The following is a 13,902-nucleotide window of genomic DNA, read 5'->3' as shown; positions in this document are numbered from 1 at the left end:
TAGGATGATAAGGAATGGATCGGAAAGGACGGACCGACATGTTGCAGACCACGATCTCCAAACCGCTTTTGCGGCAAGCGGCAGAAGAATTGGTGAAAGAATTGCCGTTTCCTATTTTCCACAATCTCATTCAAAAAGGGCGCGACTTATCAAGAAACGGGTTGGTCTATAACGTCATGGTGATCAACAGCCACGAAGTGGAAGGGGTCGTTTCCGACATCACCCCCCATGATGTCATGCTTGATTTGTCCAACGTCACCCGCCGCCATCGCTGCCCGTGCGGGACGGAAGGGCTGTGTCCACACGTTTTGGCGCTGTTCTTTTATATATACGGCAACGTGTTCGACGTTGGCGAGCTGTTCCGCCTTTGGAAAAAAGGGCAAATCGGCGCGTTGTGGAAAGAATCCGCTGTCCATGAACCAAAAACGCCTGCTCCAAAACGCGCGGGGAAAACGGCAGGCCTTTCGATCACAGCCAATGAAACGGTTGAAGATTGGCGGGGCCAGTTCGAGAAACAGTATGAAGACTTTTTCTCCCGCCATCAAAACGGCCAAAACTGGCCGTACCGTTTAGCCTTCCAGCTGCTCCCGAAACTTGGCAAAAACGAAGGGAAGCAAGCTGGCGCCCGTCCGTTGCGGGAGCTTCATGCCGCCCTCTTTTTGTTGGAAAAGCTTCGGCAGTACGGGGAGGCGCAAGGGTGGAACGACGTCGTATTCGCCTCTTACGGACAGTTTTCCTGGCAGCAGGACGTCAACTATGTCGCCGACCGCGCCTTTGACGCCTTGGAAAAATTGTCTACTCAATCGCTGCCGCGGTCGCTCAACGCGTTGATTGAACAGACGATTCCGTATGTTCGTGATGTACTGTTTTTGGACGGAGGGCTGTCATCATTCGGCTATGACTTTTACACAACCGCGTGGGAATCGCTGTTCACCAAGCCCACATGGCGGCAAGAGGAACGAGCCGAACTCCTTCGGCTCGCCAAAGACCGAGACGACATCCGCGCCGCTATGGCGGCGGCTCATCTTTCCTTTTTGCTTGGCGAAGACGACGAAGCGATGGCGCTTTACCGCGCGTTCCCCGATCAGGCAGGCTTGTTTTTGATTGAATGGATCGGGCGATTCATCACCAACGGCCTCGTCAAGCGGTTTGAATCCGTTTGGGAAAAAGCGAAGGACGATTGGCCGCTTTATCTTTCGCATATACCCGCTCCCATCCGAAGCCGTTTTTTGGACGAAGCGGCGCACTGGTTTGAAATGTACGCCCGGCAACGAAACCGCTCGGACGCATGGGAAGATTTTTTGCAGCGAAGCCTTCCGTACAGCGTCAACGAGTACACCAACTTTTTGTATCGGCAAGGACGCTACCGGGAAGTCGTGGACCTATTCTTATGGGCGAACATCACCGCTGATGAGCTGCATCCGCAGCTGCTCAAAACATTGCAAGCGCGCGGGACGGATCTTGTCATGCCGTTATATCATCGGACCGTGATCAAGCTGCTCAACGAGAAAAACCGGTCAAGCTACCAAAGGGCGGTCCGCCACTTGAAAACGATGCGGGCTCATTACCGCTCGATGAAGCGATTCGATCAATGGGAAGCGTATCTTGAACAGCTGCTCGCCAAAACGGCGCGCCTGCGCGCGTTTCATGAAGAATTAAAGAAAGGAAAACTGCTTCCATGAAGGCATTGGAGACGATTCAGATTTCCTGCAGATGGAATGAAGAGATTCGATGTTTCGAGCTCTCTGGTTCCACCCATCCCTCATCATGGGTTTCGCCTTTATTGGCTTGGCACGAAGAAACCTTTTACGGGACCATGATTGATATCGAAGACGACATCGTGCGGCTGTCGCCGTGGCAAGCGCTCACTCTGTTCGCGTTGCGTCCGCACTCGCGCTTTTCCGTCATCGAATGGGCGGATGAATTCACCGCCCGATTGGAAGAGTGGGCGAGACACATTTGGAATGGGTTGGGGGAACGCCGCTTCCTTCCAGATGCTTCCTTGTGGAAAAGCACAGGCGGCGCATGGAGCGAAGCAGGACGCACCCGCTGGCGCGGCGCGGATGACGATCCCGATCCGTTCGTCGCCACATGGCGGTCGCTTGCGGTCGCCGACTGGCTCTCACGCGACCCGGAACTTCGCGGCATTTGGGGCGAAATCGTTCGCACTTATCCATTGATCGCCTCCCCCAGCGGCCAATGGACCGGAACGGAAGACGATTGGCTGGAACAAATCGGCTGGCTCGGCGACCGGCCGCCGTTTACGGTCGGGCTTCGCCTCGTCGAGCCGCCTGAGGACGGCGACGCATGGACGCTGGAAGCGGTGTTCATCGCCATCGACGACAGCGTCATCGCCTCTGCCCGTGATATTCCGCGCGCCTGGCGCCCATATGAATCATCGATCCAGCGCGCCATTCGCCGCATTTGCGCGATCGTGCCGTGGCTTGACGCCGGGGAGGGTCTGCGGACGGAACTGTCTAATGAAGAAGCGTGGCGTTTTTTGTCCGAAGACAGCTTAAAGCTCACCGAAGCGGGCGTACGCCTCTTGCTTCCCGACTGGTGGCACGACATCCGCCAGGCGCAGCTGTCGATCAAAGCGAAACTGTCGCCTTCCGTCAACGCCGAATCACTGTTCGGCCTTGAGCGGCTCGCTGATTTCGATTGGCGCGTCGCGACCAACGGGATTGAGCTGACGGAAGAGGAGTTTGCCGCTTTGGCGGAACAAAAGCGGCGCCTCATTCGCCTGCGCGGCCAATGGCTCATCCTTGACCCCGCCCTTGTCCGCCGCGCCCAGGCGCTCATGGAAAAGGCGAAAAAAGAAGGCGTGCCGATCCACGATATCGTGGCGCAAACGCTGCTTTCAGAAGCAGAGGAGCGCGAAGAGGCAACGGACGAATCGATCCCGATCCACATTGACGTCCATGATCAGTTCCGCGCGTTCATCCGCCAGCTCCAGCAGCTGGATGGATTGCCGAAAGCGAATGTGCCGCCGTCGTTTCGCGGCACGCTCCGCCCGTACCAGCAGCGCGGCGTCGACTGGCTCGTCTTTTTGCGCCGATTCGGCTTTGGCGCCTGCTTGGCCGATGACATGGGGCTAGGCAAAACGGTGCAGCTGCTTGCTTATTTGGCGCACGTCAAAGAAATCGAACGCCCGGACACGCCGGCGTTGCTCATCTGCCCGACAAGCGTGATCGGCAACTGGCAAAAGGAATGCGCCCGCTTCACCCCAGACTTGCGCGTCTACGTGCACCATGGACCGAACCGGGCGAAAAACGATGCGTTCGTGCAAACGGCAGGCGAGGCCGATCTCGTCATTACGTCTTACAACCTTGCTCATTTGGACCAAGACGATTTAAAACAGATTCATTGGCATGCGATTTGCCTTGATGAAGCGCAAAACATTAAAAACGCGCAAACAAAACAAGCGCGCGCCATCCGCCGCTTGAGCGGAAAACATAAAATCGCCTTATCCGGCACGCCGGTTGAAAACCGTCTCGGCGAACTTTGGAGCATCTTCCATTTCCTCAACCCCGGCTATCTCGGCAGCCGTGCGGAGTTTGAGCGGCGCTTTGCCGGGCCGATTGAAAAAGAAGGAGATGCCCGCAAAAAAGCGGCGCTGCAGGCGCTCATCCGCCCATTTCTCTTGCGGCGGACGAAAACGGATGAAGCGGTTGCGCTCAACTTGCCGGATAAGCTTGAACAAAAAGAATATTGCCCGCTCACGGCCGAACAGGCTGCCTTGTACGAGCAGCTCGTCAACGACACACTCGAACGGGCAAAGGAAGCCAGTCCGTTTGCGCGGCGCGGCTTGATTTTGCAAATGCTAAACGGTGTGAAGCAAATTTGCGACCATCCGGCGCTGTATTTGAAAGAACGCCGCCCCCGCCAGCTCGTTGAACGGTCGCACAAGCTCGAAAAGCTCATCGAACTGATCGAGCAAATCCGCGCCAACGACGAATCGTGCCTCATCTTCACGCAATACGTGCGAATGGGCGAGATGATCCAACAGCTGCTTTCCGACTTGTTTGATGAGCCGGTGTTGTTTTTGCACGGAGGCGTCCCAAAACAAACGCGCGACCGGATGGTGGATGAGTTCCAAGCGAAAAAAGCGCCGATTTTCCTTTTGTCGCTCAAAGCAGGCGGCACCGGGCTCAACTTAACAGCTGCCAACCACGTCATCCATTTCGACCGTTGGTGGAACCCGGCGGTGGAAAACCAGGCGACCGACCGCGCCTACCGCATCGGACAGACGAAATTCGTCCACGTCCATAAATTGATCACCGTCGGGACAATCGAAGAAAAAATCGACGAGATGCTCGAACAAAAACAAGCGCTCGCCGACATCATCACCGAAGGCGAGGCATGGATCACCGAACTGTCCGATGACGAACTGCGCGACTTGCTCGCCTTATCGGCCGCAGCGAAAGGAGGCGCTTGAGCATGGCGGAAGAAAAACGAAAGCGCAAGAAAAAAACGGCGGAAAACCCGTGGGAAAAGCTGCTGAAGCGGATGGAAGAGAAAATGAAGGAGCGGGAAAAGCGGCAAAAACAACCGTAAAGGAGCATCACGCGGGCGATGAACGTCGCCCCGATCCCGTTGGACACAGAAAAGATCCATGAGCAACCTTTGCCCTTCACCTGGGCATGAAAATGCCCCATCAAGACGCGTGCATTTTCACGGAAACAGCGTGGGAAGAATCCCACGCTGTTCGCTTTTAAGCAGTCCTTTCGAAGACCGTTGAAAAACGACGGATTTGTTCGATTTGGGAGAAGCCGAAAGGGGTCACGCGACGGTGTTGCAAAGTTTTGAACTGAAGAAACGCTGTGAGGAAGCAACATTTCCTCTTTCATCACGATAATGCAAACAAACAAGGTTGAACATCCGCCTGCTCATATAGCCGTTCCTCATTGAGCACATACACCGTCACCGAACAAGTCACGTTTATGTCAAACCGAAGTCCTTCGCACAAGGCAAGAAACCGGCCAAATGCAAAAAAGGACCGGCCGCCAACCTTCCTCATCAAGAGAAGGTCTGTCGCACCGATCCTTTCGCTAAACGGAAGCATACATCCGATCGAGCTCTTGCGCTTCGTATTTCGCAAACGGGTCGATGAGCGAAATTTTTTGCGCTTCCGCATCGCCGACGCCGGCGTACAGCTCGGCGGTGCCGTCGCCTTTGCGGATGAGCCCGCCGCTGAAGACAACGTTCGCCAAATCCGGCCGTTTCGCCGGCCCGTCTAAAAAGTGGGAGCGAAGCGCAAGCAATTCCAGCTCCGAACGCTCCATCGTCTCGGGGTTCAACACGAACACCATCGGGTAGTAATGGCGGTTGCCTTGCTCGTCAAAGCAAGCGATATGGCCGAGCGCCCCAACAAGCCCGTTTGCAAGCAAATGCGCCTCGTTCACGCCGCCCCATTCTTCATCCGTAAATTGGGCATCAAGAATCGGCGCAGCCTCGATCACGTCCGGCGTCAACTCATCGAGCGAGAAAATGCGGGTGAAACCGATTTTCCCGCGGCCGCCTTTTTCCCCTTGCGGTCGGGTAAACACGCCGATCGAGCCATCTTTCAACTCGACGAGGCGAATGTCTTTCATCCCATCCGGCCCTTCGGCGAACTTTTCTAAGCGGCGAATGTTCGGTCCACGGTAAAAGACCGTCCGCCAGCTATGCTCGCCAACAAACACCGGATGCGGAAACGTCTCCACGCCGCCAAACACAAGCTGACCGTGAATGCGCGACACGAACGGGTCTTGCAAGGCGAACACCGGCGCCCCTTCACGAGGGACCCAAACGCCGTCACGCTCGACGAAAAAGTACACTTCCGACTGCTCGCTGTCGCGCGCCTCGACGCGCCCAGCGATCACCCATTCTCCTTCATCCACAAACGGTGCGGAAATATTATAAACGTCTCGGTCCCCAACACCCGCAAAGCGGAGTTTTTCCGGCTCAAACGGCTGTGGGGCCAGGCGGAATTCATCGACTAATACTTGACATGTCTTCAATGTTGGCGATTGGAATAACATGATCATCCCCCCAGGCGTTGCCAAAAACGCCGTATGCATCGCTTTTGGCCATTTTCCCTGAACAGGTTCGAACAGGAAACGCTCTCCAACTTCCTTTCATGCCAGTCCAATCAATCGGACATGGATGGCTGCGCCACCTCCTAGGCTAGGCAAGGAAGTCAATGAAACTGGTTTGTGTGTTATATTATAATATGATATGAAGGATTGTGAAACACGTTATTCTTTGCCAAAAAAAGAAGGGCCAAGCGTCTGTCAAGGCCCTTTTTTTCTTAATTTTTATTTAATATGAATCAACCATTTGGATAAATGACTCGTCGATATCAACGACCACAAATTCCACATCCTCAACCGGCGCGAGCACCTCGCGAAATAACCTAGCCACTCTCGCTTTGTCAAGCCGGCCGACTCCGGTTCCCAAGGCCGGCAGCGCCACCTTCTTGATCCCGTGCTCCCGACAGTGCGCGACAAGCCGCTCAAGACACGACCGGACGATCTCATACGACGTTGCCCCAGCCGGCTGCTTCATCGTCACAAGATGAATCACACCCCGAAACGGCAACGAGCCTGCCCCTGTCACGTACAAATCGCCCGGCTGTGGATCTTGCGCTTGACAGACGCGGATCGCTTCCTCTTCAATCACGCGCCCGCCTGCCCGACAGATCGCCGCTGCCACCCCGCCGCCCATCGGTCCGATGCCGTTGGCGGCATTGCAAATGTACTCGACCCCTTCAACCTTCGTCAAATCGCCGACCATCGCAGAAATCACCGTTCATCCCTCCTGGCTTCGCCTCTCGGCTATTTTGCGCAAAAAATCACAAAGGACAACGGCATGGTTATGTCGTTCATTTTTTGCTGCATACAACAGCGTCACCACTCCGGAAAGCGACAACAGCTCATCCACAAGCTCCTGCTTCGTTTCCTCTGTTTCCAACTCCCGCTCATATGCCCGCGCAAACTCGGCAAACCGCTCTGGCCGATGGCCAAACCATTGCCGCAGCGCTGGACTCGGGGCAATCTCTTTCATCCAGCGGTCGATGCGCGACTCGGCCTTTGACACCCCGCGCGGCCAAAGGCGGTCGACGAGAATGCGGATGCCGTCATCCTGTCCGATTGGGATATGACTCCGTTTTAGCCTGTAATAACCCATACCGGTCGCCTCTTTCCTGCCCTATACGTTTACCTCGTCCCACTTGGCTTTTACCACTAATGTCCCACCCGTTCTCCTCAACATTTTTTCCAGCTTCATCAAATAAGTCGATTTCAAAGCAGGCGTTCTCACACGGGTAGTCACGATTCTCCCTTCGAATCGATATCCAGGCAGCCATTTCCCTAACTGTTCGATTGTTCGGGCGATCTGGTGTACAGCTTGCTTAAGGTCAGACCCTTTTAGTTCGATGAAAAATGCCCGATCTCCTTCGATCACTAAAAATAAAAAGTCGCATTTTACCCCCTCTTTAATCAAACAACCGTCTACACGGTACAGGGCCACCCTCTTTTCCCTCTCATTGACAAAACGAACCCCTCTCCCGTTTTCCTCAACAACTGCTAGTTTTCGACGGTCGCAATAGTGTAAACAACTTTCCCAACCTACAACCGCCATGTTTACTCCCCCGCTTCCTCTGCCTCCATGAGTTCATCAAGTACGCGGTTGATCGCAGATGATGCTTCATCGATCGCTTCGGCCTGTATGAACTGTAATTCATTATCAATAATGCTTCGATAATGGAATTTCCCTCCTTCACTCTCTAGCATGTAGGCCTTTAACCGCTCTGGAGAAAGGCGCAGCTTTCGGTCCACAATTGGATGCACACGTTGATCCAGTTTGTTTCCGATTTTGGCAGCGTACAAATAAATATTAAAAGCAGACAAAATGTACGGGCTATGAGTCGTAATCACGAGCGTACTATTCGTCACATTCAGCAACAACGCAAATAAGGCAACCATTTCTTTTTGTGCGTTCGGATATAAGTGTGCCTCGGGTTCTTCAATCACCATAAACACTCGCTGCCGTTCCAGAATGATTGTAAATATCAGCAGCAAAATCCAAACGACTTCCTGTTGTCCAGAAGATGAAAATTTCAGTTTTGTATACTCTCTTTCATTAAAAAAAATCCTTTCCCCATAATCAGAGAACATGTATTTCCCTTTCATCACGCCTTCGATCATCTTGATGGCCAGTCGGATTGCCTCAAAGTCAATTTTTTCTGTCGAGAATTTTTTTCGATCTTCGATGATTTCCTCAAACGAATGCGAAAACATCTTCTTTAGTAGATTAATTCGCTCGATAAACTGTTCTGTCAACACATCGAGTTGCTGCGGGTTAATATCCTGAAGCTGATCCGACAATGTGGCAACTAAACTCCTCCCTGCAGGGATAAAAATGGGTGTTTTGGAATCGCCGAATACCTCAGTGATCGCTGCTTTGACCTTTTCTAACACATTTTGTTGACGCACTTTCCACGAGGAGACATTCCAAAAATCATCCAACTGTTGTTCTTCATATTGCATTTCCTTTTTCATCTGCACAACATGTTTAAAATTTTCCTGAATCTCCCGTTTTAGCGGATCGCTGAAATGGATTTGTACATAACCGTCCTTTAAATCAAGACGGACAAACTTTTCAACATCATACTCATAACGAATATGAAACGGTTTCATATGTTTGGTTGTGCCAAAGTACCCAACAAATTTTCTCCGAAGACGTTTATTGAACTCAAAAAATGGGTTGTTTTCTTCCGTTTGACGTACTGAAAGCAAATAGTTTACCCATTCATCAGGAATCGATTGAAAGAAAAAAATCAATTTGCTGATCGTACTTTTTCCGCTCGCTTGGGGGCCAATCAAAACGGTAACATCCGTGATCTCCTCATCAAACAGCTTCACAGGACCAAAATGTTCAATCCGTATGCGCGCCACATCCTACCCTCCTTTTTTGTCTTCATCTTCTGAAAAATTTGATTAGTTGTTCTTCGATCCCTTCGCCTCTGCCACCACCCGCTCCAAAAACGAAAGCAAGTCATCCCGCAGCTCCTCGTTTTGCAAGGCAAACTCAATCGTCGTTTCGATAAAGCCGAGCTTTTCGCCGACATCGTACCGCTTTCCTTCAAATTCATAGGCAAACACGCGCTGAATTTCATTCAACCGCCCGATCGCATCGGTGAGCTGAATCTCCCCGCCTGCGCCGGCTTCCTGTTTCTCTAAAAACAAGAAAATTTCCGGCGTCAACACGTAGCGGCCGACGATCGCCAAGTTCGACGGCGCTGTGCCCGGAGCTGGTTTTTCCACGAAGCGGCGCACTTGGTAGCGCCGGCCTTGCTGCTCGAGCGGGTCGATGATCCCGTAGCGATGCGTTTCTTCCTCCGGCACGCGCTTGACACCAATCACCGAGCTGAACGTTTGTTCATACTGCTCAATGAGCTGTTTTAAACAAGGCTTTTCCGCCTGGACGATATCATCGCCCAACAACACCGCAAACGGCTCGTCTCCAATGAAATTGCGCGCGCACCAAACCGCATGCCCGAGCCCTTTCGGCTCTTTTTGGCGAATGTAGTGGATGTCCACCTTCGACGGCTCTTTCACTTTCTCAAGCAGATCCAGCTTCCCTTTTTGCTTGAGCATCTGTTCCAGCTCAAACGCGTAGTCAAAATGATCCTCAATCGCCCGCTTCCCTTTCCCGGTGACGATAATAATGTCCTCAATGCCTGAGGCGATGGCTTCTTCGACAATATATTGAATCGTCGGCTTATCAACGATCGGAAGCATCTCCTTCGGCATTGCCTTCGTCGCCGGCAGAAACCGCGTCCCAAGCCCGGCCGCCGGAATGATCGCTTTGCGTACTTTTTTCATCTCCGATGGTTCCTCCTCTATCCGATGATCATCTGTTCTTTCGAGTCATGGCCAGTGTCTTTCATTGCCCAGCCGCAAACCGCTCTGCCGACCTGACCGATGAATCGGCGTTGTTTTTATTATACCAAATCCTGTTGAACGGAAAAGAAACGAAACGACGCAATGAGCGTTGAACGCTCTCCCACCTGCGCTCACGGTATGTTCGCGGCAAACCAAAAAAGAAACGCCCGGCCATCCAGGCGTTTCCGTTCTTACACCGCAACGTGCGGGCAACTTCGCTTTCATACTTTCACAAGCGAATCCAAAATCTCGTCCAGCTTCAGCTCGACGCACGCCATCGACGTATCGGCGGCGCCGTAATACATTTTCACAACATCGCCGTCAACAAGCGCCCCGCATGAGAACACGACGCGGCCGAAAAAGCCGTTCACCTCATAATCCGCTTCCGGCTCAACAAGCGGCCGCTCCGAGCGGGCGATAACTTTTGCCGGGTCGTTCAAATCGAGCAGCACCGCCCCCATGCAATAGCGGTGGTCATCCGACGCCCCATGGTACAACTCGAGCCAGCCGTGCTCCGTTTTGATCGGCACCGCCCCGCCGCCGATGCGGGCGCTGTCCCACTTTCCTTCGCGCAGACCGAACAAAAAGCGGTGATTCCCCCAATGAAGCAGATTCTCCGACTCCGCGATCCACACCTCGGGGCGGCCGTTGCTTCGCGGCACTGGGCGATGAAGAGCGTAATATTTGCCGTTGATCTTCTCCGGAAAAATGAGCACATCTTTATTTTCCGGAGCGAAAATCATGCCGTGGTGCGTCACCGTCCGGAAATCCGTTGTGGACACCATCGCCTCGCCGACTCCTTTTGGTGAGACGGCGCTGAAATAAATGTAATACGTGCCGTCAATGTACGTAATGCGCGGATCTTCAATACCAAATGTCTCGAGTTCATTCGATGGATAGACGAACGGGCGGTCGTCGATCGTAAACCGCCGCCCGTCTTGACTCCGGGCGAGGCGCAAATAGGAGAGCGACGTCAAATACAAAAACCGCTCCGCCCCCGCCTCTTTGATCACCCGAGGATCGGAAAAATCATAGCGCGGATCGTCTTTGCGAAATTCGTAAACATCGACCTTCCCCGTCTCTGGGTTCCATACCGGTGCTTTCACGATGTTCGGGTCATCCGACATCGGCCGCTCCGCCACCCGAAGAAGCAGCAACACTTCCCCTTGAAATTTCGCCACCCCAGCGTTAAACGCCCCGATCACTTCAAACCCGTCGTGGTGCGGCGGCACATCGTTCGGTGTAATCAGCGGGTTTTCTTCGTAGCGGTAAAGGTGCATCGTCACCCCTGCCTTTCGTATTTCGTAAATGGATCAACGATTGTTAGTTTTTGCGCTTCTGCGTCACTTGTTCCAGCGTAAAAATCGGCCGTGCCGTCCCCGTTGCGAATCAATCCGCCGCTAAACACGACATCCGCCAAATCCGGACGCTTCGCCGGGCCATCGAGGAAATGGGCTCTTGTGGCGATCAACTCCATGTCCGACGCTTCCCCCGTATCTGGATTGAACGCAAACACCATCGGATAATAATGACGGTTCCGCTCCTGATCGAAACAAGCGATATGGCCCAAGACGCCGACGAGCCCATTGCCAAGCAAATGCACTTCGTTGGCGCCTCCCCATTCTTCATCGGCAAATTGGCCGTCAATCAATGGGGCATTCTCAATCGCCTCCACCGTCAACTCATCGAGCGTACCGATGCGGGTGAAGCCGATTTTTCCGCGTCCGCCTTTTTCCCCTTGCGGACGGGTGAAGACCCCAACCGACCCATCCCGCAGCTCGACAAGACGAATGTCTTTCATCCCGTCGGGACCGGTGAAAAAATGCGCCAATTCATTGATCGTTTTTCCGCGGTAAAACACCGTCCGCCAATACAACTTCCCGTGAAGCACGGGATGCGGAAACGTCTCCACGCCGCCAAACACGAGATGCCCGTGCACCCGCGAAACAAACGGATCCTGCAAGGCAAACACCGGCGCCCCTTCCCGCGGCACCCATGTCCCTTCACGCTCGACGAAAAAGTATACTTCTGATTGCTCGCTGTCTCTTGCCTCCACCCTTCCGGCAATGACCCACTCGCCATCGTCTTCAAACGGCGCGGAAATGTTGTACACATCCCGCTCACCGACACCGGCAAACACGAGCTTCTCCACCCGAAGCGGCTGAGGAGCACGCTGAAATTCCTCAAGCAGTGTCTGGCATGTTTTCATCGTCGGCGTCCTCAATAGCATCCATATCCCCCTAACTCTCTCATTTATCACACGAATAATCAAGTTACAATATAGTAATTAACAATATGCATTTTCACATTACAAAACGATAAACTATCAAGTCAATATCTTTTCGATATTTTTACTCAATATTACACGCACCATGTTAGGTTCATACCTACAGTATCAAATAAATAACGCAAAACGATGTCTTGTAAGCAAAAATGAAAACGACCCCTCCAAACTATGTAATTTAAGTTTTGTTAATTGACAAAATCGAAAAATAATGTAATAATCAGGTTACAAAATACTTTATTTTTTAACTGCTATTGTTAGCGCTACCAAAACAGTTAACAAAAAGGGGGAGAACAATGTGAAAAGAAACTTTTGGCGAAAAGTCATATCTGGAGTCGCCGTTGCTTTCATGTTAACTGGAATGATTGGATGCTCTGACAGTTCAAACACAGCGAAAGAGGGCTCCTCTTCGTCTAGCAACAAAAAAGTAGAATTAAAGGTTGGAACCTGGGCAGGTGCTCAGGAATTAAAAGAATTCCAAGCAATCGTCGACAAATTAAATCAACAAGCAAAGGACTATCATCTAACAATCCAAAGCATTCCAGCTGATTATTACAAGAAAATTCAAACGATGGCTGCTGCTAAGCAAGCCCCTGATTTATTTTGGCTATCCCAGGAGTACATACCTATGTACGCGAAGTTAGGAGTAATCTCACCAATTGATGAATATGTAAAGGATCACCCAGAAGTAAACCTTGATGATTACTTTGAAGGGCCATTGAAAATTGGGGAAGTAGATGGAAAATTGTATGGCCTTCCTTGGATTAACCAACCAGTAATGCTCTATTATAACCAAACACTCTTTGAAAAGTATGGAGTGGAACTTCCGAAACCGAACTGGACATGGGAGGATTTTAGAAAAGCAGCCATCAAGCTGACAAAGGATACAAATAACGATGGGAAAGTTGACCAGTTTGGAACTGTTGTTGATGGATGGCCGCCAATCGCACTCTGGATTTGGACATATGGTGGAGAAATTGTCGACAAAGATGGGAAAGTGCGCATCGATGAGCCTGAAGCAATCGAAGGCATTAAAATGTTTGATCAACTAATCAACAAAGATAAAGTAACCCCGTCTAAAACACAGGCCCAAAATACCGGTGGACCTGAAATGTTCAAAACTGGAAAAGTAGCTATGTTCTTCGGTGGGGCTGGTGACGATTTGGAAAAACAAATCGGGGACGCATTCAAAGTCGGTATGACAAAAGTACCTCATGCAACGAAAGAAGCGACATTCAGTTGGATCGCTGCCACCGTTATGTCAAGTACAACGAAAAACAAAGAAGTAGCAGCAGAAGCGCTGATCGATCTAACGAACGCGATTCACGAGTGGAAAATACTTCCCCCAACAAAATCAGATTTAACAAATGTAGCGAAAATTCGCCCTGACAAAGCATATGCTATTGATGTAATCAAAGAAAGCTCGACCATTTCGCGTGGCTTCAATAACCAAGATAAACAAAATGAATTGGATACAGCGATTTGGCAACAGTTGTATGAACCAATCCTTTTAGGCAAAAAATCGCCTGAACAGGCTGCAAAAGATGCTGGGAATGCTCTTCGCAAAATTTTAGGTCAATGAAAATTAAAGAAGAGGCTGTCTACCTCGCGATTTCAAGACGGCCTCTTCATTTCTGTATTTTTTGATGATTCATTGAATGGTTTTTATCCTAAACAATATGAAGGTGG

General features: G+C 51.6%; 11 protein-coding genes. 3 read left to right on the top strand and 8 right to left on the bottom strand.

All coding sequences use genetic code 11. The features are described from left to right. Positions 1–38 precede the first annotated feature (38 nt). The gene (locus tag ACVX3G_RS03955; RefSeq protein ID WP_033012657.1) at positions 39–1,682 is read left to right on the top strand and encodes an SWIM zinc finger family protein; all 1,644 of its coding nucleotides are present in this window, start codon (positions 39–41) and stop codon (positions 1,680–1,682) included. Next, on the top strand, positions 1,679–4,438 hold the full coding sequence (locus ACVX3G_RS03950) for a DEAD/DEAH box helicase (protein ID WP_033012648.1): 2,760 nt from the start codon (positions 1,679–1,681) through the stop codon (positions 4,436–4,438). The genes ACVX3G_RS03955 and ACVX3G_RS03950 overlap by 4 nt, the downstream gene beginning before the upstream one ends. 613 nt (positions 4,439–5,051) lie before the next feature. Here the strand turns inward: ACVX3G_RS03950 and ACVX3G_RS03945 are convergent. From ACVX3G_RS03945 to ACVX3G_RS03910, 8 genes are all read right to left on the bottom strand, one after another. Further along, a complete protein-coding gene (locus tag ACVX3G_RS03945; protein ID WP_011232734.1) occupies positions 5,052–6,023 on the bottom strand; it encodes an MTP-1 family protein in 972 nt (323 codons plus the stop codon). Positions 6,024–6,303: 280 nt separating this feature from the next. Continuing rightward, complete coding sequence (locus tag ACVX3G_RS03940; RefSeq protein WP_025038980.1) at positions 6,304–6,789, bottom strand: macro domain-containing protein; 486 nt, start codon at positions 6,787–6,789, stop codon at positions 6,304–6,306. Between the two features lie 3 nt (positions 6,790–6,792). Further along, entirely contained in the window at positions 6,793–7,170 is a 378-nt protein-coding gene (locus tag ACVX3G_RS03935) for a DUF488 domain-containing protein (RefSeq protein WP_014195130.1), read from the bottom strand. Positions 7,171–7,191: 21 nt separating this feature from the next. After that, positions 7,192–7,623 carry a hypothetical protein gene (locus ACVX3G_RS03930; protein WP_011232737.1) on the bottom strand — a complete coding sequence of 144 codons (432 nt, stop codon included), beginning with the start codon at positions 7,621–7,623 and terminating at the stop codon, positions 7,192–7,194. Between the two features lie 2 nt (positions 7,624–7,625). Next, positions 7,626–8,939, bottom strand: a complete 1,314-nt coding sequence (locus tag ACVX3G_RS03925; protein WP_011232738.1) for an AAA family ATPase — start codon at positions 8,937–8,939, stop codon at positions 7,626–7,628. Positions 8,940–8,981: 42 nt separating this feature from the next. Continuing rightward, on the bottom strand, positions 8,982–9,869 hold the full coding sequence (gene galU / locus ACVX3G_RS03920) for a UTP--glucose-1-phosphate uridylyltransferase GalU (protein WP_011232739.1): 888 nt from the start codon (positions 9,867–9,869) through the stop codon (positions 8,982–8,984). 281 nt (positions 9,870–10,150) lie between these two features. Next, complete coding sequence (locus tag ACVX3G_RS03915; RefSeq protein ID WP_011232740.1) at positions 10,151–11,209, bottom strand: BtaManbiosPhlase; 1,059 nt, start codon at positions 11,207–11,209, stop codon at positions 10,151–10,153. Positions 11,210–11,211: 2 nt separating this feature from the next. After that, positions 11,212–12,159, bottom strand: a complete 948-nt coding sequence (locus ACVX3G_RS03910) for an MTP-1 family protein (RefSeq protein WP_479454579.1) — start codon at positions 12,157–12,159, stop codon at positions 11,212–11,214. Between the two features lie 352 nt (positions 12,160–12,511). Here ACVX3G_RS03910 and ACVX3G_RS03905 point away from each other — a divergent pair, with 352 nt between their 5' ends. After that, positions 12,512–13,795: an ABC transporter substrate-binding protein gene (locus tag ACVX3G_RS03905; RefSeq protein WP_060788615.1), complete on the top strand. Its 1,284-nt coding sequence runs from the start codon at positions 12,512–12,514 to the stop codon at positions 13,793–13,795. The last annotated feature ends 107 nt before the right edge of the window (positions 13,796–13,902 follow it).

This window comes from Geobacillus sp. PLS 41, assembly GCF_056494105.1.
The sequence above is the reverse complement of the archived record's forward strand: the minus strand, read 5'-3'. Positions and strand labels throughout refer to the sequence as shown.

Coding starts and splice junctions, on each gene's coding strand:
- ACVX3G_RS03955 (WP_033012657.1), top strand. CDS start 39: ATGTTGCAGACCACGATCTCCAAACCGCTTTTGCGGCAAGCGGCAGAA.
- ACVX3G_RS03950 (WP_033012648.1), top strand. CDS start 1,679: ATGAAGGCATTGGAGACGATTCAGATTTCCTGCAGATGGAATGAAGAG.
- ACVX3G_RS03945 (WP_011232734.1), bottom strand. CDS start 6,023: ATGTTATTCCAATCGCCAACATTGAAGACATGTCAAGTATTAGTCGAT.
- ACVX3G_RS03935 (WP_014195130.1), bottom strand. CDS start 7,170: ATGGGTTATTACAGGCTAAAACGGAGTCATATCCCAATCGGACAGGAT.
- ACVX3G_RS03930 (WP_011232737.1), bottom strand. CDS start 7,623: ATGGCGGTTGTAGGTTGGGAAAGTTGTTTACACTATTGCGACCGTCGA.
- galU (WP_011232739.1), bottom strand. CDS start 9,869: ATGAAAAAAGTACGCAAAGCGATCATTCCGGCGGCCGGGCTTGGGACG.
- ACVX3G_RS03915 (WP_011232740.1), bottom strand. CDS start 11,209: ATGCACCTTTACCGCTACGAAGAAAACCCGCTGATTACACCGAACGAT.
- ACVX3G_RS03910 (WP_479454579.1), bottom strand. CDS start 12,159: ATGCTATTGAGGACGCCGACGATGAAAACATGCCAGACACTGCTTGAG.